The sequence below is a fragment of the Desulfosediminicola flagellatus genome, from assembly GCF_005116655.2.
GTDB lineage: Bacteria > Desulfobacterota > Desulfobulbia > Desulfobulbales > Desulfocapsaceae > Desulfopila > Desulfopila flagellata.
This window is the reverse complement of record NZ_CP050698.1, coordinates 6107979-6131920: the sequence shown is the minus strand read 5'-3', so window position 1 is coordinate 6131920 and position 23942 is coordinate 6107979. Positions and strand designations below refer to the sequence as shown.

Sequence of the window (23942 nt, the reverse complement as noted above, 5' to 3'; positions counted from 1 at the left end):
TACCGTCAGCCACCTCACCTGCTTGCGTGCCATTATAGCCACTTATTTCTGCCGTGGATCCCTGCCCGTCTCAAACATTTCAAAAAGCTCATAAAATGTCCTGGCCACTGCACTAAAATGTGTAATAGATCCTGAACTTGCATAGGCCTTGGTAAGTTCCATGGCCTTCATGAAACTTTCGTTGCTTTCTGATTTTTGAGGATCTTTCAAGGCACTTACCAGCCTTTCTCCTATATCATCTTTCACGTTCAATTCCTCACCGTGCTTTAAAAAAAATTCACAGGCAGATTCGTCTCCGAAGTATTTATCGGTTTGCCTGCCAGCCATCAATTACTGCAGCAATCCCTGCCTGTTCGGCTTTCAGATATACCTTTTTCAACACACCACCCATGTGAGTCACATGATGTTGGCTGATCAGCATTGCCCGCTTCACTTCAATAATTTCAAACTCTTCACGTGCTACATGCCGGGCGGCCCTGGCACGTGCCAACGCCTCAGTTTCTGCAAAAACAATTACTGTTGCAATTGCTCCATCAAAAGAGACGGATGTATTCGAAGATGTTGGCCGCACTTCATACTGTATATAAAATGGAAACACAATTGGACCACGCACTGATTTCGATCCCATTACATAGTGTCCTGTCATGCCTCAGATGTCTAATTCTGCTCGCCCTTTTCACTTCCTGGCTTCGTTACGCCTTCTGTTACATAGCGCTGCTATGCTCCATCAGTCGTGCCTTGCAGGAAAAGAAAAAAGCCAGCCTTGAACTTAACAAATTTGCAGGTTTTCGTTCAGGCACTACACTAAAACTTACCTGATATTTTCAGGCCCCTCTGTTGAGAAAATCGCTTACAGAATCGTAAATAGTTATAAAACTGTCAAAACCTGATATTTCAAAAACCTCTCGAACATGATCCTGCATATTACACGCAGCGAACTGAAACTCCACCTCTCTGAAAACCTTGGCGGCATTGAGCACGACACGTAGTCCGGCACTCGAAATATAATCAAGTTCATCAAAATCAAGCAGTAGATTTGAACCTGGTGTTTTCAGGTACTGGGCCATATTTTTTTCAAATTCCGGCGATGTTACTGAATCAAGCCGGCCTATCGGCTTTACAATTACTGTATCTTCCTGTCTTGCGACTGAATAATCCATAATTTTCGCCTCGTTATCCTATACAATATATGTTTTAAATGACCTTTTTCAGGGTCACAATATTTTTATTATCTTTGCGCGTATATTCAAAACTGTCTGAATAATGATGTACAAGATGAATACCCAGGCCCCCTGGCGATCTCTTCTCAAGCGGCTGAGTTATATCGACCTCCGGCAATTTTGTCGGGTCAAATGGATCACCGTCATCGGTAATGGTGATTACCAGTTCTTCCCAGTGCTTATACAAATTCACTTCAATAGACCTGGCTCCGCTATAATTTATCACATTCGCGCACAGTTCTTCCAGCATCAGCACTATTTCGAACATCTGCTTATCAGAGCAGAACATCGAATTCTGCAACGTCTCAACAGCTTTGCAGAGCGAACATAGCCGATCAAGTGATGCCTTAAGCTGGAAGGTGATTTTCATAGCAACGTTACACCGACTTTCTGCAGACAGCAGGTATCAAGTTCTTCGATGTTGAGCTTTTCCCAGCGCCGAAGTTGCTTGAGCATTGCCTTTCTCAACAGCGGATTCAACTCAACATGCTGCTCCAGTACTTTGGTAAATTGTTCCCGGGTGAGAATAATCGCCGATAGTTGCGTTTCAGCCCGTAATGTAAAAAGAGCAGGCATCGGTCCGAGCAATGAAAATCCGCCAATGAATTCGCCTGCGGCATAGCTTCTGAGTTTTTCCTCCCCCTGACTACCATCCCGAACGAGCACAGTCGAACCTGATAAGATATAATAAGCCATTCCGGGATCATCACCCTTCTCAAAAATGATGTCCCCCTCTTCATACTCTCCACGGACGCATAAATATGCCAGAAGTTTCAGTACCTCCACCGGAAAACCTTCAAAAAATGACACCTCTTTGAGGATTTCCATGTTTCGCTGCAACTCCGGGATCTGCCTGTTACCGCCTTCCAGAGACAAGCTCATACAGTACCCCCTTTTTCTCCATCAGGCTGGAATACGGCCCGAATTCGATGATTTTTCCTGCCTTCATAACCGCCACATTATCAAAGTTTTTGATTGTATCAAGGCGATGTACTACTGAAATTACAGTTTTTCTACCCTTCCAACGTGTTTCAATCAATTTCTGGATGCGGGTCTGGGATTTATTATCGAGCGCCGAGGTTGCTTCATCCATGATGATAATCTTGGCTTGTTTAAGCAATACTCTTGCAATTGCAAGTTTCTGCCGTTGTCCACCGGAGAGCCTGTCACCCATGCTACCCACTTCGAATTCCATCCCGATACCCGCAATTTCCTCGAGAACGTCCTGCTCGATCAACAACTGAATAATTGCCTGGTTGATCTTCTCCTGGGCATGAGGCAAATCGGTTCGCACCCTGCCAAAGAAAATGTTATTTAAGATCGACTGATCGAAAATATATGTATTTTCATCATAATGACTGAATTTACCGGAATAATGCTTTTCACTCCACTTAACCCAGACTGATCTACCGGCAAGTATCATTTGTTCAAGTTCTGGTGTCAAACTTGCGGTTTTGTGTACTCCAGGAATAAATCTGAGAGCCAGCTTGATAAAAAAGATTTTTTCTTTCTCATTCAATTCTGAAGGCTCATGATTCTGCAGGTAATCAAGCAGTTTTTTACACTGCCCAAGCATCTCCGGCTCCAGCGGACTGTACTTAAAGAACATATCGACCTTATCAAAACCGGCCAGGATATCAACAGTCTGCCGCGCAAGCTCAATACCTAACTCCAGCAATGGTGTCTTCAGATTGGCATGTCGCAGAAAACCAAGCATCTTTTCATTGCTTATCAGCTTATCTATACTCAAGGTACGGTCGAGAGCTGTTCCAAACAGAATGTTGTCTGCAATCGTTGAATAATAAAGAAATCGTTCTGCGTTATAAAATTCCAGATATCCTGAAAGACGATCCCCGAAATTCTCACTAAAGCTTTTCCGGACTTGGACAATTTTCTTCGCCATTTCTTTATTGTCTGCCTCGAGCAGACTTTCCAGGCCAAATCGCATGACATCAACAAACAGCCCGGCCTGCTGCAGGGAGAGAATAAGCCGATCACGTGGAATCTCCACTTTTTCAACCTTATCGTCACTCACACCTATTTCGCGTACCGCCTGATCCGCGTACAGAAGGTTTTCCCGTATGGAGCCGGTAAAGACAAACGGATTCTGAGATATGTATCCGACATTACTAATTATGTCTTTTTTGGTGAGCTCTTGCACATCATACCCGTCAATAGTGATCTGTCCGGCACTATATTTGTGCATACGTGCAATACACTGTACCAATGTCGATTTTCCGCTTCCTGAAAATCCAACTACAGCCAGGTGCATTCCCGGGTCAAGTGAAAAGCTGACATCATCAAGAAGTCGTGTTCTTTCGGCGGTTTCAAAACACAAATTCTCCACAACTATTCCACCAGTGAAGGTGTGCGTCTGATCAGTGATATATTCCGGATCAAAATCTGGACTTGCTGCAAAATGCTCCATGGTTCTCTCGTAACGAATCTTCGCATCCTGATACACCTGATAATAATCTATCAACTCTTTCCAGGGATCGTACAGCTTCTCCTGAGCAGAAAGAAATGCTACCATGGCACCGAGTTCCAACTCACCGCGTAGAATAAGATAACCACCGAACATAAATACAATAAATGGCCCGAGACTTACGAAAAAATTATTGGTGGTTTTTATCCCGAAGCGAAGAAATGTCCAACGTATACGAACCTTGCGCAGCAGCTCTGCCAACTCTCCGAATTTACTGTTCTCACGGCTGTAGGCACCATGAACCTGTACCTCCTGAATACCTGTTATTGATTCGGTAATCTGGCTGGCAACTTTTCGAGATAAGTCTACCCGCACAGTATTGGCGCTATTCGCCTTCTTCTGCAGATAAGGAAGAAGAAAAACAATAATCGGGTAAATTCCAAGCGTTGCCAAAGCGAGTTTAGTATTGAGCCAGAGCAGATAACCAGCCATTGCCAGCAAGGTAAGGATATTAGTCAGCGGGACAGCAATGGCCATTCCTGCAAATGATCCGGCTGTACTCAATTCGGTTACAAGTGAAGAGACTACCATTCCCGGATGTGTTTTTCGGAAAAAAGCAAGTGGTAGCGTGAGTATGTGCTTGTACAGCTCCCGCCTCATTGCCACCATTGCCTTCTCACCAATGATCGTCTGCAGGTAGTTGATACCCAACTTCAGGCCACTTGCGGCTGCAACAGAGCTGAGATAAATAATACTATAGAGAACCAGATGATCAAATTGCCTCAACGCTATTGATTCATTAATGATTCTCTTCTGCATTTCAAGTGGAAGTACACGCGCAACAACAACAAGCAGAATAGCAATCAACAATACAACCTGCAGCTTGCCATTGCCCTTTACCACCCAGTAAAAGAGTGATCTTTCAATTACCGAAGGCGGTGATGTTTGCGTAGAGTCTTTTTTCATTTTCACGTGTTCTTTTTGCACACTGTCGTCTTAATGACAACAAGTGTAACATCATCGTCTTGCGGTTTATTCCCTCTAAAGCGGGTCACTTCATCTGTTATTGCAGTGGTGATCTCCTCTGAGCTTTGATGATGTTTTTTGGCAATCAGATCCTTCAATCTCTCCTTGCCAAATTGTTCACCATGCTCATTTTCCGTTTCCCATACGCCATCACTCCCCAGAAGAATTATGGATTCATCAGGTAAATTGAGGGTACTCTCCTTAAACTCCCATTCACTGTCGAATCCGAGCACAAGCCCTTCTCCACGAAGCTCTGAAAAGGTATTATTCACCAAATTATACACAATCGCAGGATCATGGCCACAGCGGACCCACTGAACTTGGTGCTCATCCCGGTTAAGAACCAGATAAAAAAGTGTTACAAAATTTCCCGACCGTTCGGTATCTCTACAAAGGAGTTCATTTACGTCGCCAATCACCTCTGCCGGGCTTCCCGGTAACGCTGTACGGCAACGAATAAATGCACGGATTGAGGCCATAAGCAGTGCAGCTCCGATACCGTGCCCAACAACATCACCAAGCACAACATTCACCCTGCATTGCTCTTTTTTATCGGGAAGAATATCGTAATAATCCCCGCCTGTTTCCTGGCAATAGAGGCTCGCCCCGCTGATATCAAGCCCTTCCAGCCGATAACTCGATTGCGGCAATAGATTCTGCTGGACCTCACGTGCTACCCCCATTGCTTCCTGCAACAGCATGCGTTCTTTGAGCTGGCGAGTCATTATGTTGAAGTTCTTTGTCAGCTGAGCGACTTCGTCCTGCCCCCGTTCAACCAGCGGTTCGCCGAATTCACCTTTGGCCAGATTGCGTGCGGCATCTGTCACCCGGCTGATGGCATGAGCAGTAGTACTTGTCGTCAGACGTATCAGCAGAAGCGCTAGAATGATACCGATACCACCAGTGAGAAAATAGTATTTCCTGAACTTCAGGATAGGTTGCAAAGCCAGATTGCCGGGCGCTATCAGCACCATCGTCCAGGGAGCCTCCTGCAAACGATAGAAGCCGCTCACTTCTTCTGGCGGCATACCTTCACCAAAAACAGTTCCGAAACTCTCTTTTTGCAATGCACCAAGCGTTTTTTGTTCCAAATTGCTTTCTGTTCCGAATAGCCGTGTCGGATCAACAGGCTCTGTCGCTTCTTCAAACAACTCTGTACGGGCAAGTATATGTCCCTTCTGATCTACCAGAAAAGCTTTATTACTCTTCCACCAGGGAGTTTTGACGATCCTGTCGATAAGGTCGTAGAAAGAAATTTTCACAACCAACTGGCCTATTTTACGGTTATCCAGATCGTGGAATTCGCTAACAAGCGACACCGTCTCACCCTGCAAATCAGCGTCATATTGCGGCGGAGTAACATCCAGGGTTCTCATTCTTGAATATTGCATAGACCGCATTCCATCACGGGAACCCATCCCCGTTGTATGTGTGTTGGTGACAGGCTGCTCCAGTTCATCCCATTCAAAATTTACTTGAACGACTCCCTCCATCTCCCGAAGTCTTCCCAATAAAAACCGTGAAATCTGACGATTAAACTCTTCTCCGGCATGCTTCTGATAAAGCATAAGCACCCGTTTTGGACGTAACAATCGCTGATCTACTTCAAAAGCTGCCCGCTGCATCTTTGCAATAGCTGTTTCCTCCCATTGCTTCAGCAGCACCTGCCTCACCAGCATCAAACTGACCAGTCCCATAAGCGACAGCACTATCAACGTCGGCAGCAGTATATAGAGGGTATTGCGCTGCTGCAGCGTACGTGGCTGTAATATCCGAAACAGTTGCATGTTGTATGTATGCCGGGGGATTGAGGGTTAGAAAGTAAAATTCTGTTTATATTATACTATATAGCCAGCTTTCCGGAATTGACAATTTCAAATTCGCAATATGTGACTGATGCAAGGGCACAACACATACATCTCCTATACCTAAGATATAGCTATATGTATTTTCTTCACGCACAGCACCATAAACACATCAGCCAACTGTCTGGAAAGATGATATATTTCAAAATTCATCTCGTCTTTACAGGGCCTTTAAGGTTTATGTAAGACGATTCTTCTATAGTGATACCAGACTTAATCTTTATAGGAGACAATACATGACACCAGAACAGCGCTATGACCTCGCTATTGAGTGGCGGCTAACCAGCAACCGAATGCAAAAACTGATTAAAAATGAATATACTGAGAAGTTCACCGGTATTCATTCTGAAGAGCACTGGGAAGAGTACCTGGTAGAAGCATTAAATATCAAACCATTCTGGAAAGCTGCCGGATTGCTTGATTCTTAATTTGCGAAAATAACACATCATACGTCAGGCATGTTACTTTGAGTATGTCGTTGACGTGGTGTCTCCACCTTCTCCTGTCCAGTTTGTATGAAACCACTCGCCTCGCGGCTTGTCGACACGTTCATACATATGCGCCCCGAAATAATCACGCTGTGCCTGAAGCAGGTTTGCAGGCAGTCTGGCGGTACGCAATCCGTCGAAGTAGCTGATTGCTCCACTATGGCATGGCATCGGGATACCCGCCATTACCGCAGTACGCACCACCCTGCGCAAACTCCCCTGGATATCTACAATCATCCCAAGAAAATATGGATCGAGCAGCATATTGGTCAGACCCGGATTTTTAGTAAAGGCATCGGTAATCCGGTCGAGAAATGCCGATCTGATAATGCAGCCGCCACGCCATATTCTGGCAATTTCGGCGTAATTAAGATTCCATCCCAACTCATTTGAAGAAGCCTGCAACAGTCCGAATCCCTGAGTATACGACATGATTTTAGCACCATACAATGCTCGTCCCAGATCTTTAAGCATTGTCTCTTTTTCATGGTCGAAGCTATAGACATGGCCGCTTATTTGCTTCGAAGCGGCAACACGTAGATCCTTAAAGCTTGAGAGACAGCGGGCAAAAACAGATTCACTGATCAGCGAGAGCGGTACGCCAAAATTGAGTGCTGCATCCACTGTCCATTTACCGGTTCCCTTCTGCCCTGCCGCATCGAGAATTTTATCGAGTAAGGGTTCACCATCTTCATCGAGAAAACCGGTAATCTCAGCAGTTATCTCAATCAGGTACGAACTCAGTTCTCCGTTGTTCCATTCTATAAATACTGAGTGAATTTCAGCTGCAGACATTTCAAGGACCGATTTCATGAAGTGATATGCCTCACAAATGAGCTGCATATCTCCATATTCGATACCGTTATGGACCATCTTTACAAAATGGCCTGCTCCCTCAGGCCCCATCCAGGCACAACACGAAGACCCGTCATCGACTTTTGCGGCAATAGCAGTGAAAACAGGCTCTACATACGGCCAGGCTCCTGCTGAACCACCAGGCATTATGGAAGGTCCTTTCAAAGCTCCTTCTTCACCTCCGGAAACACCGCTACCGATAAAATGTAATCCTTTGCTTTCGAGATATGCTACCCTTCGAGTGGTATCGTGGTAGTTGGAATTACCACCATCAATAACAATATCACCAGGTGAAAGATGCGGTAATAACTGCTCTATAAACTGGTCGACAGGAGGCCCCGCCTTAAGCATTAACATGATCTTGCGTGGTGACTCCAGGGCATCAACAAAATCTTCAACCTGCTGAAAACCGGAAATTTCCTTCCCTTGCGCTCTGCCTGCTAAGAATTGTTCCGTTTTTGCATATGTGCGATTGTATACAGCAACAGAGAAACCTTTCGATACCATATTCAGTACAAGGTTTTCCCCCATAACTGCCAGCCCTGCAACACCCATTGTATGTTTCATGATTTCTCTCTCATGTTAAAATGCGATTTGACAAGCCCTTCTATGGAAGTATCCACACACCATCGCACTGTTTCAAGCATTGATTGCAAAACACTCCACATAAGCTTAATCGCCCTGGTGATAACCATACAGTCAGCAGCTATCTCCTCAGTGCCATAAGGTTATGAAAAATGCCCTTTACCGCAGGTGTCAGCCTCTCGCGGTTATAGGCATCACCGCACTGACGAATTGCCTCTGCCGCTGTCGGATAAGGATGTATTACACTTGCCAGACTACCAAGCCCCATTCCCGCCTGCATTGCAACTGAGACTTCGCTTATCATGTCTCCTGCATGACTGCCGACAATTGTTGCGCCGAGTATCTGTCCCTTGCCCTTTGCAACATGAATTTTTACATACCCCTGCTCTTCGCCATCGACTATTGCCCTGTCAACATGAGAGAATTCACGTTTGAAGGTGGTGTAGGCAATCTCCCGTTCATCCAGATCTTTTTCATACAAACCGACATGGGCAACTTCAGGATCGGTATAAGTGGCCCAGGGAACAAGCAGGTCCGACACCTTATCGCGACCGAAAAACAGTGCATTTTTTATCACCAGCCGTGCCATAAAGTCAGCCATATGAGTAAATTGATATTTACTGGCAACATCACCTACCGCATAGATATTTGGATTGGAGGTCTGGAGTTTATCATTGACAAGGACTCCTTTTCTCAGATCAAACTCAACATCCGCCTTCTCGAGCCCAAGTCCGGTCACTGAAGGTTTACGGCCGGTGGCAATGAGAAGTTCATCAAACTCCATGATCTTCTCTTCGCCGGCAATATCCACAGCCACACGAATTATCTCGTTATCTGCTGTCCCTTTAACCCATTTATAGCTTGAGTTAAAAGCAAAGGTCACGCCATCCTTTATCATGGAAGTCTTGACCAGCTCTGCCGCTTCAGGGTCTTCTTTAGGCAGTATTGTCCCACTCCGGGAAAACACAGTAACCTTTGAACCAAAACGTTGAAAAGCCTGAGCAAGTTCAAGACCGATTGGGCCTGCTCCAATTACACCCAATCGTTTGGGTAACTCAGTTATATTGAAAATAGAGCTATTGGTCTGATAACGCGCAACCTCTAGGCCAGGAATTTTAGGGATTGCAGCAGTTCCGCCTGTAGCGATAACTGCTTTAGCAAATTTGAGGGTTTTGCCGTTTACCATTACGCTGTTTTTCCCGGTAAATACTGCACGCCCCTGAAACATATCAACACCGAGTTGGCTGGAAAATCTGGCCGCTGAGTCAACGGGAGATATCCTGGCACGCAACTTTCGCATCCGCTCCATCACAAAACCAAAATCTACTGAGACATTACCATCTATTTTCACACCGTACTCATGGGCATCACGAACAGCCGCAGCAGCCTTAGCACAACGAAGCAGGGCTTTTGAAGGAACACATCCGACATTTAAACAATCTCCGCCAAGGAGATGAGATTCGATCAGAGCAACCTGTCCTCCAACCCCTGCAGCACCTGCAGCAGTAACCAGTCCACCTGCACCTGCACCAATCACGACAAGGTTGTAGTTTGACTTGGGATCGGGATCCTGCCACTCTTTCGGATGAACATTATCCAAAAGGGCTGCATTATATTCATCTAAGGGCGAAATACCAACAGCTTCAAGATCGACCTGCTCCATATCGGCAAGATCGGCGTCCGGCCCGGGAACAGTTGCCTGCAAAGAACCACCTGCACCTCTCACGGCTTTAAGTTCTCCCAGAAAATCCGACCATTTCACCGAAACCATACCAGCCATTTGATCAGGCACCCGACCATGGTCTTCATCTGAGGCAAAACGATAAAAAAGGTATTCGTTCTTGAACACATGCGCTCGCTGTACATGATGAAAAAAACCACTCTCAAGTAAAATATTACCCAAACGGATAGCATCCTCTTCATCTGAAGCCAGACCGGATTCCATCAGCTTCTGCACTGCCTCCTCACCGACAAAACAGCGCGCATATGTTTTCGATGGAAAGCCATATTTGCGATCCTGAATGTCTACATTGGCTCGAAAAACATTCCCCAAACCAGCCAGATCAGTTTCCGTAAGACATACCTTTTCATCCATCTACTCTTACCTCCTACCTCAATATTTTCATTCTGAAGCACACCGTTTTCAAATTGGAACTATCTATCCATCTCTGCTTCTTTGAGATTTCAAAAGTCGGGTTCTGCGGGACATCATGCTTCTATCGTCCACACCCACTGGCTCAAAATCTCTGATATGGACTTCAGGCTCACCTTCTTTAATCATCGTCTTAGATATGAGTATACATCACTGAATTTCATTCCGGGATTTGAATGATTTTTTCCATCCGATACTTCAACAAAAGATCATGAATATGAACAAATAGATACAGGGCTACAAAATACCAGCGCATTTTTCGACAAATGTTCATAACAAATAACGCTTTCTTATTGAAGATTACGCTCTTGTCCAGTAATGTTTTCAGAATTGGATCCGATTTCAGGAATTTACAGCACCAACAGCACTCTAACTCGTCTTCCTCCCTTAAAGATAAATATGATTTTAAGGGTACCTACATGCTTTTTTGTTCAGGCACTGGATTATGAATTTTCATTTAAAAAAAGACTATTCACGCTTGAGAGTATTTCTCTGCGTCTCTTTTCTCATGGGGTTTACTCTTTGTACCCTGCAATTCCTTGATATTTTCACGTCCTTCGATGCCCTGCTGATCTCCCTGGATCCCGCAACACACTACACCCCCCTGCCAACAAACATTATGATATTCATCATCATGTTCCATACGTTTCTACCGGGTCTCATTATCAGCGAGGAAGGTGCAAGCAAAGGCATATTATATATCATCATTATCTGGTTTTTTTATCTTGTACTGTCCTATTCCTATGCTTCTGGATCATCTATATATATTCCACTTCTGGCACCATTATTAGGATCTGTTATTTCAACTATTCGTGTTCTCGCCTGGGAAGAGTCCTTTCTGCAGCAGGAAAAAGATGGTATACGCAAAACCCTGGGAACCTATATTGAACCCAAGGTCGCAGAAATGCTGATCAAAAACCCTGACATGCTCAACCAGGACGGTATACGCAAAACGGTAACTATCCTTTTTGCCGACTTACGGGGTTTTACAAGACTGTGTGAAGAAATCCCACCTGAGGTTGTAATCAGCATATTACGTGACTGTTTTGGCAAGCTAATAAACATAGCCAGGAAACATGGCGGGACAGTGGATAAGCTTATTGGTGATTCCATAATGGTCGTCTGGGGCAACCCGATACCTATGGATAATCATGCAGAAAATGCTGTCCTGGCTGGAATAGAAATGCAAATGGTTATGGAAGAAATCAGGGTGAAATGGAGAAAGCAGCTCGGAATAGAGCTACTGCTTGGAATAGGGATCAACACTGATGAAGTGGTTGCCGGTACAATCGGTTCTACAGATTTCTGCGACTATACAGTGCTGGGAAGTGGCGTAAATCTCGCTGCCCGACTAGAAGCAAACTGCCCCGGTAACGAAATTTGTGTATCCACATCGACCTATTCCCTTTTGCAGAATCAGTTTGCCTTTTCTGATGCCTGCTCTCTGCAGTTCAAACATAATGACAACCCTGTTTCCGCCCATCGTGTTCTGTTTCGGGAACTTGACCAAAACAATGAACTCGCCCGGGTAAACTACTCCCGGTCCAACGCCGCATGGGCATAGGTGGTCCCACCACCTTGTAATCCAATCGTAAAGACAAACCAGCCTTTTGCCCCGTGCAGGTCAGTGAGCTTTAAACCACTTTTCCTGTAGTTACCGGAGACAGGAAAAGAGAGCCGTATATCCCTAATACTCAACGTCTCATTTGTCTTCAGTAACCGATCGATACTATATCTTTCACTTTCACGGATGATTTTCCACCCCTTGTCAGTTGATGCGGCAAGCCCGAATGACAGGTAGGAAAGTTGTCGATCTCCCTTTGGCACTGTAATTTTCACTTCATCTATTTTGACCTTCATTGTTTTCTTTTTCGCGCCAATATTTCCGCTCAACCAGACATCATAGAGATACTCAGCCTGCACCGAAAAAGAACTATCCGTTCTGGCAGTGCGTAACTCTTCCACTTCTGCTGCAAAAGAAGTTCCAGAGCCGATAAGAACCCCAAATATCGCTAATAAAAATATTCTTTTCATTTCACCAACCACCCGTTTTTATATAGTATTAATTCAAGCAAAAGCAATCAGGCCAAAGTAATACTATAGACTCTCGATTTTGAAAATATGGTAATTTATCTGAGGTAGCAGATATCGTTAAGGTATTTACACAATAACGGCCGAATAGCAGGTGACACCAGATATTGGGCCGTTATATAAGCAAAAAACCTATCAGCATGCTCTCAGCAGGTGCTCAATACTCTCCTGGAGTATGTTAAAACCATTTTTGGTAAGCAGCGATTCTGGATGGAATTGATAGCTGATAAAGTGTTGCGAACGAAGCCCGATCAACTCGTTTGTTTCAGGAATAGAAGAGACCTCCATCTCAACAGGTTTACCTGGAAGTTGTGGCGCGAAAGTATTGTAAAAACCGACCAGTTCTTCTCTGCCAAACAGGTTTATTTTTACCTGAGAGCCTTGCAATGGTTTATCTTTGCGCTTTACCTCAAACCCGAGGGATTTGCAGAGTATCTGGTGGCCAAGACATATAAAGAGTGACGGTTTTTTGCGCCGGATAAGCTCTGCGGCAATACTGTTATTGATCGCTATTTTTTCCACATCCTGCTCATTCGGGTTACCAGGTCCCGGTCCGAGAAGAGTTATATCACTGGTATCACGCTCTATGTCGTATTCACTGAAGCGAACCACCGAGACCTCTATACCCATACAGCTGAACATGTGGCGCAGCATATATACAAAGTCATCCTCATTATGGATGATAGTGATACGAACCTTCGTACCACTGCTGTTTGCTACTCCTCTTCCTTCCTGCCTGAAAAACCAGAAATTTGAGAGGTTCTGGTTACGCTGAACAAGTGTCTCAATAATCTCATCATCGTTATACAAACGGGTTAACAGTGGTCCACCAGTACATTTCCGATGAGGTTCGGTGATACTTGCGAGGATTCCGGCACTTTTTGCGCGGGTCTCAAGCACTTCTTCTTCAGGTATTGAATCTTTTACCAGAGTGGCCCCGACGCTTAAGTACATCTTACCTGTAACATCTACCTCTGCAGTGCGGATTGTAATAGGGGAATCAAGAAAATCTTCCCCCTTTTCATCCCTGCCGACAAGCATCATCGCGCTTCCGTAATACCTTCTGGAAGATTCTGAATATTTGGCAATGATATTACAGGCATTTTCTACAGGGCTTCCAACAACCGTGGCTGCAAACATTGAATCTGTAAACAACTCAAAAATATCCTTATCGCTCTCACCCGCGAGCAGGTATTCAGAATGGATAAGCTTTGACATCTCTTTTAATAAGGGACCGACAATTGCCCCACCGCGGTCACACATCTTTGCCATCATCTTCAATTCTTCATCAACCACCATGAATAGTTCGTTTATCTCTTTCTGGTCGCTCAAAAAATGGAGAAGATCCTGCTTAAAGGCTTTTCTCTTTGACCAGTTACGATCTTTTCTGAACGTGCCACTGATAGGATTCATCTTAACCCGCCCACCTTTCACATACAGGTGTCGTTCAGGTGTGGAGCCGATAAAGAATCTGTCGGTGTCGTAGAAGATGAATTTCCAGTAGGTTCCATAATCATTTTCAAGCAGTGATTTAAAAATTGTCAGACCGCGTGGCACTGAAAAATCGGCAATTCGTCCGGTGGCATTTCTCGGTATAACGAAGTTGGCACCCTCACCGTTACCGATCTCATCATTAACAATTTTTTTAATGATAGTTGCGTATTCTGCTTCGGTAGTATCGTAAGAAATATCTTCCTGCAAACAGATCTCTTCAGAAGGGAGAAGTCCCAAAAACTCTTCTGCATCCACCTCATGCTGAGAAGAAATCACTATTGTCAGAATCTCCTCACCCTCATCACGAACGGTATAACCACGCTCACGTATCTGACAAAAAGGCACCACGCTAATAGTGTCGTAGATGCAACGTCCATCAGTGTCATCATGCTTTCTGGGAATATCCGCGATGTTACGAAACCGGCCATTCTCGCCCGTAACTATCAGAATCTCTTCACTGTCCTGTTTCTGAATGATACAAAACGGGGTGGAACCTTCACAAAGGGTTTGCAGTAATTGTTTCATTTTCATTCTCCTGTTGAGTCTGGATGTGCAACACCTGCTTCAGGTCCCTGGCTCTCTTCTGGAGAAAAAAATAAAAAAAAGCCCCTGCAGACCTGAAATTGGTCTGCAAGGGCCTAATATTAAAAACGTATTAAGAACTATCTCAGTGCCAACTTCCGTCACCATATCTGCGCCAGTTTTGCCAGCTACGCCAGTTGGTGCTGCACCAGCTCAGGATAGATGTGGAAGATGTGTTCTGCATGGTTTGTATCGTAATCCGTTTGTTGTCTTGTGTGTATTGTGATGTTTCTATTTATGAGAACATGCCAAAGCTAGCAAGTTGACGTTCATATGTCAACTTCGTCTTTTTTATCTGCTCATATTTTGCAGAATTTTACAGGATCTGGTTATGGTGCCTCTGAAGAATATGACTCAAACTCGCCGTTTTCTGTAATTCGGATAACAACTGCACTTTTTGCAGGATCACCACTCGCGTTCATGTTAACGATACCGGAGACACCCTGAAAGCCCTGTATCGAAGCAAGCTGCTCTTTAACCGCCGCACGATCAATAAAAAGGTTCCCCGTAAAATCATCCACCCGGGAAATAGCCTTAAGCATCAGTTTTGTGGCATCATAGGCAAGGGCACCAAAAGCTGTAGGGCTCTGTTTCGTCTGAGCCTGATACCTCTCAACAAAATCTCCTGCAATACCTTTTGCTCCAACCGCTGCAAAATGCGAACTGAAATACAGCCCCTTACAGAGGTCTCCGCAATTTTCCATAAGATCAGAGGCTTCCCAGGCATCACCACCTAATACGCTTTTTTTCCAGCCGGCAGCCCGAATCTGTTTAAGGATATTTGGTAGCTCATGGGCATACTGCGGTACAAAAAGAACATCTGCATCAGATTTTACTATAGTAGCGAGTAAGGCGGAAAGATCACTGTCATCAGCCTCATAGCTTTCATAAGCGACAACTGAACCAGGCCCTTTAATCCCCTCAAATGCCGATTTAAAAAATTCGGCAAGTCCTCTGGGATATGCATTTTCGGAATCAAAAAGAACTGCTGCTTTCTCAGCCTTAAATTCCTTCGTTGCAAAACGTGCCATGGCCTCTCCCTGAAAACTATCGAGAAAACAGGCCCTGAATACAAACGGCCGTTTTAGGGTGGTCTTCGGGTTTGTTGAGGTTGATGAGACCATCGGTATCTTGAACGATTCACTAATTCCACCAACTGGTATAGCATTTGAACTGGCACAAGGACCAATAATACCGAGTACATTCTCGCGGGAGATCAAATTCAGCGCACCGCTGACTGCTTTTTCTACATTTGATTCATTATCGGCATAAATAAACTCGACCGGATATCTTTTGTCTCCAATCAATAGTCCTCCTTCCGCGTTCACTTCCGCTCGGACAATTTCAGCCCCTTCACGGCTTGTAATACCCATATCTTTAAGATCACCTGTCAATGGGAAATTCAGCCCAATCTTGATGGATTGAACTGCTTGCGCTGTTGCAGTAAGCGTCAACAACAATAGTACAGTAACAAAAACTGCTACATTCAACGATTTGGTGGGTGTGGGGGTCATTATTTCTCTCCGAATAAAATCTCAAACATCATTTTTTCGACTCTGCTTCTCCTCAGAAACGTTCTCAAAACGTGCAATAATCCTGTTACTTACACGATCAACAGACGATTAATCAACCGAAAATAAATGATATTTCTCAACAAACAAAACAAATAAAATCTCAGTAATTGTCAGGCTTTCAGGGTATCAAACCCAGCCCGCCCACGTGACAGAATTATCTGCAAACCTCTATCGCACAACACACTGACCGAAAGTGTTTCATTAAAAAGGGGCATACCTAAAACCAGGTATGCCCCTTTTTTTTAATGCTTTAGTATCCTCTCTTTATTCCCCGAATCGTCTTCGCGATCAGCAATAAAGAAAAAGTAACGGAGTTATATCTGTCGTGAGAACTTACCAGCCATATTATATGCAGTAAGGACCTTTTGCTGCTCTAATTGGCCGAGAGTTACTGATAGACTTTCACCCTTCGAGTGTGCCAATTTAAACCAGTTGCGTATCTCATCCTGCAGCACCTCTTCGCCGACTCCTCTGGAAACACTATTGTCAGTGAGAGAATTATCGAGTCTGCCCGAGTTGATAAATGTCCATTGGTCATTCTGTTGTGAGACAATTCCAGTATGCCCGCGCTTCTCAGTTGAAAACGAAAGGATCTGGCCTTTATCCAGTAGCGGTTCCATCTCGCGGATCAGCGTGTTCGCGTCATCCTTCCAATTTCCCATCCGGGGATAGCTTTTGGATAAAACAAGCGTGCCTGCGGCTTTAACAATTCCTTCACCGTTTAAGTAGGCATTCACCGGCAAACCTTTCTCCTTTGCCATTGTTGTCAACTTATTAAACAGTCCGTCTTTTCCCTCATAGGGAATATCCATTCTCCGCAGTCCTTTCACCAGCAACTCATAACAGTCAATATCCTTGTATGATTTACCAATAAACGGCTGAACTGCTTCTATAAGATCCGCCGCCGGTATTGCGGATTCTGCAAATTCATTTTCCAAATGTACGGTTTTCACAAGTGTTGCGGAAAGTACCGGAGTTGCCGCACGGCTCTGTTCCCCGCCGGTCCAGCTAATTTCCATAGTGCCCGGCTCAATGAACACTTCAGCCCCTACAGGTATCTGGTTAAATGATTTATTGATATTCACGCTATTATTCAGCAGTTGCCAGGCCTGATCTTTAAATTCCGGATTATTCATTAACAGATGAGAAACGGTACTGTTATTTGAGTCAATCGTCCCCAGAAGTATCTGCTGCCCCTGATTTGCAGGCGCTCTCTGCTCAAACGGAGCCGGCTGCATAACAGTTGTACGCGACGCAGGTTCTACTGAAGCTTCTTGCGCTGGCGACAATAGTTCTCCTGATGCAGGATTTGAGACTACGCTATTACCAGGCAGTTGCCAGGATATTTCTCTTGTGGTGCTATCATAGAGGACTTTTGTGCCAGGAGGCAGACTGGAAAAATCTTTGGTTGAATTCGGTGCTGCAGCGAGAATATTCCAGGTTTCGCTCCCTAAACCCTGATCAGCTTTAAGCAAATGAGACACTGTTGGCTGGCTATTACTGATTTCACCAAGTTCGAGTATTGCAGGGCTAACAGGCAGCGCTTCCTGCTTCTGCACTGTAACAATAGGTTGCGGTGTAAACTGCACTCTATTTCTGTACACTTCAGAAGCTGGCGTGCTCTGGTCTTTACCCGACCAACTCAGCGTCCCGCTTTCCCGGTCGTAATAAATGCGCGTACCAGCCTGTAAATTGGTGTAATCCTTGTTACGGTTCTGAGATGATGACAAAATATTCCAACCGTTTTTTTTCAACTCATCATGCTGCATCAGCAGTTCAGAAACCGTCCGTTTTTCCTGTGTAATCTCACCGACCAATACCACTTTGGCAGGTTCAGTTTTTGATATAATTGTAGAATTATTCTCGTTAAAATCATTGAGCATTTTCTCGAAGCTTGTCGATCCACTGCTGTCTGTCTTTACTGGAGATGAAAATCTAACAGCTGCACGGTCAGGTTGAAGCGTTATCTGTCTATCCATAGCGATCCATCTTGCTGTTATAGTTACTGCGTAGTTATTGATTGGTGCTCATCCGTAACTTTGCAAAATTTGATCCATACATTTTGGGTCTACCAGACGTATCGACCTAAGCGTTGTAAAGTTTTACCATTTTAACAGTGGTTAAAAGAGCTGGCACTATCAGCATTATCCGAAACATCCTGATATCTCATTAAAACAAACCATTGTTTGACGAGTTTTTGACACATGTTAAGTCAAAAAGGCGGACAAACGTTTTATATCAATGAACCAGCATATCAACACGTGGCTCCCGCAACCTTCCCCCCATTTCTCCCCATGAAATTTGAAGGTTTAAAGCCTCCACAAATACATGTATGCTGAGCTGCGTATCTGCCGGATTTTTATTCACAACCCCAACGAGGCCTTTGTTTTATGGATTATGCTACTTGCCGACAGGCTATCGCCAGCACACTTTCCCCGACAGCAACAGAATCGGTATCCCTGCAGGAGGGTCTTACACGTGTTACTGCCAAAGATCTCTTTGCCAAAGTGCCACAGCCTGAATTCACACAATCTATGCGTGATGGCTATGTCGTCTCGTACCGTGAAAATGACACAAAGGAGTTGTGCATTTATTCTGTCGCAGGGGTAATTCAAGCTGGTAACACTACAGCATTGTCGCTGGCACCTGGCCAGGCATCTCGAATTATGACTGGAGGAATGATTCCCAATGGTGGCTCCAGAGTATTCGCTCAGGAAGAATGCACCGTTGAAGAAACCACTCTCTCAATATCTCCTGAAGCTCAAAATCGATCTGACAGCTATATCCAAAAATGCGGAAGTCAGATTGCTATAGATCAAAAAATAGTATCAGCCGGCTCGGTCATCACTCCGGATATTCTCAGTCTGCTCGCCGCTGTCGGACATCAGCACCTCGAAGTATATCGAAAGCCGCAAGTCGGGTATTTTTGTTCGGGCAGTGAACTTGTTGATTCTGTAGCTGAATTACATGCAGGGTTAAAAATCTGTTCAAACAGGCATCTTCTTGAAGGAAGCATCAAGCAGGCAGGAGGAGAACCTGTATATCTCGGGACTGTTACCGATACGGATGATAAAATACGTGAAATGTTTTCGAAGATCGCGGAAAGCGATTTTGATGTCGTTATTAGCACAGGCGGCATGGGGCCGGGAAAATATGATCTGATTGAACAATGCTTTCGTGATTGTTCAGGGGAGGTTATCTACAATCGGCTCAATCTCATTCCCGGCAAGAACTCTCTTTTCGGTACTATTGCCAGAACGCTTTTTTTTGGCCTGCCAGGGCCTCCAAATGCCGTTCGCGCCCTGATGAACAGTATTGTCGGACCAACACTATTAGAGTTACAGGGACTTTCGACGCTATACCCTCAGACCATTGAGGCACAGCTTTGTGACAGCATTAGCAGGAGGCGATCGGGAATGATGCAACTGACTGCTGCATCACTCTTTTTCGAACATGGTAAATGTCTGGTCAAATCTGTGAACAAACATGATTCTGTTACCTGCTACGTTGTTTTCCCACCGGATAAACTGGGCTTCTCTGCAGGTGAAACAGTAGATATCCACCTCATTGTATCGCCATTATCACTGAGCAGCTTTTAAGAGCGGAGAGCTTATTCACCTAAAACCATAGCACATTCGTGAATTGGCAAGCCGTATTTCTCATTATTTTGTTGATGAGAAATACGGGCTGATGTTTCTTTTTCCAGTTAACTCAATGTTTCTTTTCAGTAGCATCGTCAACCAATAAGCGTTCACTCCACCTACTCGACCCAAAGTCGATCAGTTATACATGGTCTGCCAGTATCAAGTCCGCAAGTCTACTTGACGCTTTTTTCGTTTTTTTGCCTCCAATCCTCTGCCATTGAACTATCAATTCTCATGACACCTCATTTTCAACTGAGAAACAGGTAAATACACCACCAACTTCGCTATATCGCCTAACTACTACCTGTAAATACTGCATGTTTTTGGCAGGATAGACAATATACTTTACATAATCTTTAATTATACAGGCTGGAGACCCTTATATTCCAGAGGTTTCCAAAATAATTATTATTTTTAGTTGATAATGATAATTAATGCATATAGTTATGTGAAGCCAGACAGTTTGAGTCACCTAATAAAAGAAGGGGCGGCTCATCACACAGAACTCCAACCAGATGGCCTGCTCATATATTCATTTTGGTTAAGTTCTATAGCACAGGTGACATGGGTTAATTGGCACCTCATAAGGGGAATGTCGGCTGACATTCAAAACGAAATCACGATTCGCTCTCGAATCTGTGAACGAATCGTTTAGGGAGGAACTGATGAAAAAGACAATAATTCGAAGTGCATTGGTAGCTTTAGTAGTTGTAGGATTTAGTGCAGGGAGTTCATATGCTACTCCAGTTATCAATGGTGCCAATTTACAGGGAGTCTTTGATGGTTTCACGGTTGGCGGACCAAGTTCAGTTGACGTAAAAAATGACATGCTCCATGATTCTGGTGATTCAATCTGGAGTATTGGTGGCTCAGGCGGTGCATTTACCAGATTAATCGTTGAACTTGCTGGATTTAAAAACATCACAACTTTCGGTGTTTACGACTCTACAGACAAGACAAACTCTGTTGAGATTTTTGCAGGAGCAAATGGGGCTGGCGATCGTACACTTCTTGAAATAGGCTTGGATGGAAGCGTATTTTTAGGTTTTAACGATACTGGAATTGACTTTGCTGGAAATTCATTTGGCTTCTACCTCGGCTCTCCTCAAGGTCCTTTTTACAGTGATACCAGTTTAAATGCTGATGGAATTGATCACATGGCAGCATACCAAGGTGGAAACGGTGATACAATTCAGCTTCCTGGTGCAGCGGCAGGAAAATGGTTAGATAACGAATACATTTTTGCATGGGAAGATCTCAGTGGTGGAGGTGATAGAGATTATGCGGATTTTGTCGTTATGGTTGAATCTGTAAATCCAGTACCTGAGCCTACAACAATGCTGTTATTTGGTACTGGTCTCGCTGGTCTTGCAGGTCTTCAACGCAGAAGAAAGTCAAAAAGTTAATAACATATTAATCCCAACAGCAGCATAACACATAAGTGCAGCCCCAGGATAGGTAAAGGGCTGCACCTATGTGTATCACTACAGATAAGTTACCAATTATCATCTACACCGCTTTCCTTTTCGGCAAACTTTCCTTAATGAATTTTTCTTCAGCAAGAATATTGGCCACAATGTTGGTTGGTAATTTCTGCTGTTCTGCCAGTTCTATTATGTTCTTAATAGTTTTCCCTATATTAGCTGTTGCTTCTCTTGCCTTTTGCGATGAATATTGCTGCCCTATTTCGCAGCTGATATTAATCACACCACCTGCATTAATCGCAAAGTCTGGCACATAGAGAATTTTCCGTCTTCGCAAAGCATAGCCATCATCTTCCGTGTGCAATTGATTATTAGCACTTCCTGCTATAATGGAACACTTAAGACGAGGGATTGTTATATTATTAAGAATGCCCCCAAGTGCACATGGGGCAAAAATATCACATTCAACGTCATAAATCTCTTCTGCCGAAACCAGATCAAAGGAGATTTTCCTTCTAAGCACCTCAATATTTCTGACATTTACATCAGCAACAACAATGTTACAGCCATCAGCATACAACCGCTCTGCAAGTCGGCCACCTGTCTCCCCGACACCTTGGATTGCAACTGTTAGTCCGGCAAGATTATCCCTTCCTAGTTTATACTTTACTGCTGCAAGGATAGCGTTATACACACCAAGAGCAGTAAACGGACTCGGATTGCCGCTGGCTCCAACAGTTGCGACATACTCAGTCTGTTTTTTTACAATCTCCATATCTATAACGGTACTGTTCACATCTTCCGCGGTAATATAGAGGCCTTTAAGATGTTCGACAAACCTGCCGATCTCTGTAAACAGTGTTTTCCTGTTCACTGAAGAAAGATCTGTATTAACAACACCCTTACCGCCACCCAACGACAATCCGGCAAGTGCATTCTTATAAGTCATCCCTTTACTTAGCCGTAGTACATCGGTTAACGCGGCCTCTTCAGAATCGTACTGCCATACTCGACAACCTCCCAGGGCCGGGCCAAGGGCAGTGTTGTGTACGGCTATCCATGCAGTAAAACCAACAGCACTGTTATCACAACGAACAACACGTTCGTACCCATCGACATCCAATTCAGTATAGACATTCATGACATGCTCCGGTGTTACATATACTTACAATGTTTTCCTTTAATCTGTTCAATTATCCCCTCAAGCCGCACGGTTCAGCCTGAGAGTATCTCTGACACTGGCTGCACCGCCCTCGATGGCGGACATATTCAGTTCCAGGAGTTTCTCAGCCTTATCGCCGAAAACTTTAAGAAACGCCTTTTTGACACTAGCCTGTGAAACTACCGGATGGATGGCCAGGTAGGCACCAAGCATAACCATATTGGCAGCACGGTCGCTACCGCACTCCTTAGCAATATCATTAGCCGGAATATAGTAGCAGTTGAGATCGTCTCTTTCTGCTAACTCTGACACCATCGAACTATTAATCAACAGGTCACCACCGCTAATGACATAGCTCTCAAATTTTCTGAGGGATGGCAAATTCATTACGATGGCGCTGGTTGCATCCCTTGAAATAACAGGTGATCCGACGGGTTCTTTCGAGATCATCACACTGCAATACGCAGTTCCGCCACGCATTTCCGGTCCATATGATGGCAACCACGTGACATTATGGTTGTCAAGCATTCCGCCATAGGCCAGCAACTGCCCAATTGACATCACACCCTGGCCGCCAAATCCTGCACAAATAACTTTTTCGTTTAGCATGTTGTGTCCTCCACCGATTTGAATACGCCAAGCGGATAGTAGGGAATCATGTTTTCCTTGAGCCATTGCAGAGCTTCAACGGGCGAGAGTCCCCACCCTGTCGGACAGGTTGAAAGCACTTCAATCATGGTAAACCCCCTACGGGCAACCTGCGCCTCAAAGGCTCGTCTTATCGCTTGCTTGGCTTTTCGTATTGCAGCAGGACTATGCACAGAAACCCGCTCAATATACGCGACACCCGGAATCTGTGCGAAAATCTCACATATCTTGAGAGGCATCCCGCTATGCTCAACGTCTCGTCCTTCGGGCGCAGTTGTCACTTTCTGGCCAGGAAGAGTTGTGGGAGCCATTTGCCCGCCCGTCATGCCATAAATCGCATTATTGACAAATATGGTTGTGATCTTCTCACCTCTGTGGGCAGCATGGATAATCTCAGCAGTACCTATGGATGCGAGATCCCCATCTCCCTGATAGGTAAAAACAGGTTTGTTCGGATGAACCCGCTTTATGCCTGTAGCCACAGCTGGGGCACGCCCATGAGCACACTCCACCATATCGACATTTAGATAGCTGTGGGAGAAAATAGAACACCCGACCGCAGCGCAACCTATCGAATCATTGAGTAGCCCAAGTTCTTCGAGCACCTCCGCCAGCAGTCTATGAATAATTCCGTGAGTGCAGCCTGGGCAATAGTGGGTTTCCTTCTCGGTGAGGCCATCTGTCTTTGCAAATATCACTGACATGAG

At 44.7% G+C, this 23942-nt stretch carries 20 protein-coding genes; 4 read left to right on the top strand and 16 right to left on the bottom strand.

Annotated elements, in window-relative coordinates; translation table 11 throughout:
• Positions 1-42: 42 nt before the first annotated feature.
• The 7 genes from FCL46_RS25410 to FCL46_RS25380 all read right to left on the bottom strand — a co-directional run bounded on the left by FCL46_RS25410 (position 43) and on the right by FCL46_RS25380 (position 6458).
• A complete protein-coding gene (locus FCL46_RS25410) occupies positions 43-246 on the bottom strand; it encodes a hypothetical protein (RefSeq protein ID WP_136809285.1) in 204 nt (67 codons plus the stop codon).
• 58 nt (positions 247-304) lie between these two features.
• Positions 305-628, bottom strand: coding sequence for a hypothetical protein (locus FCL46_RS25405; protein ID WP_136809284.1), 324 nt, complete (start codon positions 626-628; stop codon positions 305-307).
• Positions 629-824: 196 nt separating this feature from the next.
• Positions 825-1160: an STAS domain-containing protein gene (locus tag FCL46_RS25400; RefSeq protein ID WP_136809283.1), complete on the bottom strand. Its 336-nt coding sequence runs from the start codon at positions 1158-1160 to the stop codon at positions 825-827.
• Positions 1161-1194: 34 nt separating this feature from the next.
• A complete protein-coding gene (locus FCL46_RS25395; protein ID WP_136809282.1) occupies positions 1195-1590 on the bottom strand; it encodes an ATP-binding protein in 396 nt (131 codons plus the stop codon).
• Positions 1587-2102 carry a Crp/Fnr family transcriptional regulator gene (locus tag FCL46_RS25390; protein ID WP_136809281.1) on the bottom strand — a complete coding sequence of 172 codons (516 nt, stop codon included), beginning with the start codon at positions 2100-2102 and terminating at the stop codon, positions 1587-1589. The genes FCL46_RS25395 and FCL46_RS25390 overlap by 4 nt, the downstream gene beginning before the upstream one ends.
• A complete protein-coding gene (locus tag FCL46_RS25385) occupies positions 2077-4611 on the bottom strand; it encodes an ABC transporter ATP-binding protein/permease (RefSeq protein WP_136809280.1) in 2535 nt (844 codons plus the stop codon). Before FCL46_RS25385 ends, FCL46_RS25390 begins: the two co-directional genes overlap by 26 nt.
• A 2-nt stretch (positions 4612-4613) precedes the next feature.
• On the bottom strand, positions 4614-6458 hold the full coding sequence (locus FCL46_RS25380) for a PP2C family protein-serine/threonine phosphatase (protein WP_136809279.1): 1845 nt from the start codon (positions 6456-6458) through the stop codon (positions 4614-4616).
• Between the two features lie 314 nt (positions 6459-6772).
• Here FCL46_RS25380 and FCL46_RS25375 point away from each other — a divergent pair, with 314 nt between their 5' ends.
• On the top strand, positions 6773-6964 hold the full coding sequence (locus FCL46_RS25375; protein WP_136809278.1) for a hypothetical protein: 192 nt from the start codon (positions 6773-6775) through the stop codon (positions 6962-6964).
• A gap of 33 nt (positions 6965-6997) precedes the next feature.
• Here the strand turns inward: FCL46_RS25375 and gnd are convergent, their stop codons facing one another.
• Both gnd and FCL46_RS25365 read right to left on the bottom strand, forming a co-directional pair.
• Positions 6998-8446: a decarboxylating NADP(+)-dependent phosphogluconate dehydrogenase gene (gnd, locus tag FCL46_RS25370; RefSeq protein WP_136809277.1), complete on the bottom strand. Its 1449-nt coding sequence runs from the start codon at positions 8444-8446 to the stop codon at positions 6998-7000.
• Positions 8447-8585: 139 nt separating this feature from the next.
• Positions 8586-10559: an FAD-containing oxidoreductase gene (locus FCL46_RS25365; protein ID WP_136809276.1), complete on the bottom strand. Its 1974-nt coding sequence runs from the start codon at positions 10557-10559 to the stop codon at positions 8586-8588.
• Between the two features lie 502 nt (positions 10560-11061).
• On the opposite strand from FCL46_RS25365, the gene FCL46_RS25360 reads away from it, so the two are divergent.
• On the top strand, positions 11062-12180 hold the full coding sequence (locus FCL46_RS25360; protein WP_136809275.1) for an adenylate/guanylate cyclase domain-containing protein: 1119 nt from the start codon (positions 11062-11064) through the stop codon (positions 12178-12180).
• On the opposite strand, the gene FCL46_RS25355 is transcribed toward FCL46_RS25360, so the two are convergent.
• The 4 genes from FCL46_RS25355 to FCL46_RS25340 form a co-directional block, all read right to left on the bottom strand.
• A complete protein-coding gene (locus FCL46_RS25355) occupies positions 12150-12650 on the bottom strand; it encodes a hypothetical protein (protein ID WP_136809274.1) in 501 nt (166 codons plus the stop codon). The two genes, FCL46_RS25360 and FCL46_RS25355, sit on opposite strands and share 31 nt — an antisense overlap.
• A 192-nt stretch (positions 12651-12842) precedes the next feature.
• Positions 12843-14726 carry an anthranilate synthase family protein gene (locus tag FCL46_RS25350; RefSeq protein WP_167505992.1) on the bottom strand — a complete coding sequence of 628 codons (1884 nt, stop codon included), beginning with the start codon at positions 14724-14726 and terminating at the stop codon, positions 12843-12845.
• A 386-nt stretch (positions 14727-15112) separates the two neighbouring features.
• Positions 15113-16297 carry an ABC transporter substrate-binding protein gene (locus FCL46_RS25345; RefSeq protein WP_136809272.1) on the bottom strand — a complete coding sequence of 395 codons (1185 nt, stop codon included), beginning with the start codon at positions 16295-16297 and terminating at the stop codon, positions 15113-15115.
• Between the two features lie 374 nt (positions 16298-16671).
• Positions 16672-18336, bottom strand: coding sequence for a hypothetical protein (locus FCL46_RS25340; RefSeq protein WP_136809271.1), 1665 nt, complete (start codon positions 18334-18336; stop codon positions 16672-16674).
• Between the two features lie 411 nt (positions 18337-18747).
• Between FCL46_RS25340 and FCL46_RS25335 the strand changes: the two genes are divergently transcribed.
• Together FCL46_RS25335 and FCL46_RS25330 are read left to right on the top strand one after the other, a co-directional pair.
• Positions 18748-19956, top strand: a complete 1209-nt coding sequence (locus tag FCL46_RS25335) for a molybdopterin molybdotransferase MoeA (RefSeq protein WP_136809270.1) — start codon at positions 18748-18750, stop codon at positions 19954-19956.
• Positions 19957-20666: 710 nt separating this feature from the next.
• On the top strand, positions 20667-21407 hold the full coding sequence (locus tag FCL46_RS25330; RefSeq protein ID WP_136809269.1) for a DUF4114 domain-containing protein: 741 nt from the start codon (positions 20667-20669) through the stop codon (positions 21405-21407).
• Between the two features lie 103 nt (positions 21408-21510).
• On the opposite strand, the gene FCL46_RS25325 is transcribed toward FCL46_RS25330, so the two are convergent.
• From FCL46_RS25325 to FCL46_RS25315, 3 genes are read right to left on the bottom strand one after another with little or no spacing between them, the layout of a single operon-like run.
• Entirely contained in the window at positions 21511-22566 is a 1056-nt protein-coding gene (locus FCL46_RS25325; protein ID WP_136809268.1) for a Glu/Leu/Phe/Val family dehydrogenase, read from the bottom strand.
• A gap of 60 nt (positions 22567-22626) precedes the next feature.
• Complete coding sequence (locus FCL46_RS25320) at positions 22627-23196, bottom strand: 2-oxoacid:acceptor oxidoreductase family protein (RefSeq protein ID WP_136809267.1); 570 nt, start codon at positions 23194-23196, stop codon at positions 22627-22629.
• Positions 23190-23939 carry a thiamine pyrophosphate-dependent enzyme gene (locus FCL46_RS25315; protein ID WP_136809266.1) on the bottom strand — a complete coding sequence of 250 codons (750 nt, stop codon included), beginning with the start codon at positions 23937-23939 and terminating at the stop codon, positions 23190-23192. Before FCL46_RS25315 ends, FCL46_RS25320 begins: the two co-directional genes overlap by 7 nt.
• Positions 23940-23942 lie beyond the last annotated feature (3 nt).

Coding starts and splice junctions, on each gene's coding strand:
- FCL46_RS25405 (WP_136809284.1), bottom strand. CDS start 628: ATGGGATCGAAATCAGTGCGTGGTCCAATTGTGTTTCCATTTTATATA.
- FCL46_RS25400 (WP_136809283.1), bottom strand. CDS start 1,160: ATGGATTATTCAGTCGCAAGACAGGAAGATACAGTAATTGTAAAGCCG.
- FCL46_RS25395 (WP_136809282.1), bottom strand. CDS start 1,590: ATGAAAATCACCTTCCAGCTTAAGGCATCACTTGATCGGCTATGTTCG.
- FCL46_RS25390 (WP_136809281.1), bottom strand. CDS start 2,102: ATGAGCTTGTCTCTGGAAGGCGGTAACAGGCAGATCCCGGAGTTGCAG.
- FCL46_RS25385 (WP_136809280.1), bottom strand. CDS start 4,611: ATGAAAAAAGACTCTACGCAAACATCACCGCCTTCGGTAATTGAAAGA.
- FCL46_RS25380 (WP_136809279.1), bottom strand. CDS start 6,458: ATGCAACTGTTTCGGATATTACAGCCACGTACGCTGCAGCAGCGCAAT.
- FCL46_RS25375 (WP_136809278.1), top strand. CDS start 6,773: ATGACACCAGAACAGCGCTATGACCTCGCTATTGAGTGGCGGCTAACC.
- gnd (WP_136809277.1), bottom strand. CDS start 8,446: ATGAAACATACAATGGGTGTTGCAGGGCTGGCAGTTATGGGGGAAAAC.
- FCL46_RS25365 (WP_136809276.1), bottom strand. CDS start 10,559: ATGGATGAAAAGGTATGTCTTACGGAAACTGATCTGGCTGGTTTGGGG.
- FCL46_RS25360 (WP_136809275.1), top strand. CDS start 11,062: ATGAATTTTCATTTAAAAAAAGACTATTCACGCTTGAGAGTATTTCTC.
- FCL46_RS25355 (WP_136809274.1), bottom strand. CDS start 12,650: ATGAAAAGAATATTTTTATTAGCGATATTTGGGGTTCTTATCGGCTCT.
- FCL46_RS25350 (WP_167505992.1), bottom strand. CDS start 14,726: ATGAAACAATTACTGCAAACCCTTTGTGAAGGTTCCACCCCGTTTTGT.
- FCL46_RS25345 (WP_136809272.1), bottom strand. CDS start 16,297: ATGACCCCCACACCCACCAAATCGTTGAATGTAGCAGTTTTTGTTACT.
- FCL46_RS25340 (WP_136809271.1), bottom strand. CDS start 18,336: ATGGATAGACAGATAACGCTTCAACCTGACCGTGCAGCTGTTAGATTT.
- FCL46_RS25335 (WP_136809270.1), top strand. CDS start 18,748: ATGGATTATGCTACTTGCCGACAGGCTATCGCCAGCACACTTTCCCCG.
- FCL46_RS25330 (WP_136809269.1), top strand. CDS start 20,667: ATGAAAAAGACAATAATTCGAAGTGCATTGGTAGCTTTAGTAGTTGTA.
- FCL46_RS25325 (WP_136809268.1), bottom strand. CDS start 22,566: ATGAATGTCTATACTGAATTGGATGTCGATGGGTACGAACGTGTTGTT.
- FCL46_RS25320 (WP_136809267.1), bottom strand. CDS start 23,196: ATGCTAAACGAAAAAGTTATTTGTGCAGGATTTGGCGGCCAGGGTGTG.
- FCL46_RS25315 (WP_136809266.1), bottom strand. CDS start 23,939: ATGTCAGTGATATTTGCAAAGACAGATGGCCTCACCGAGAAGGAAACC.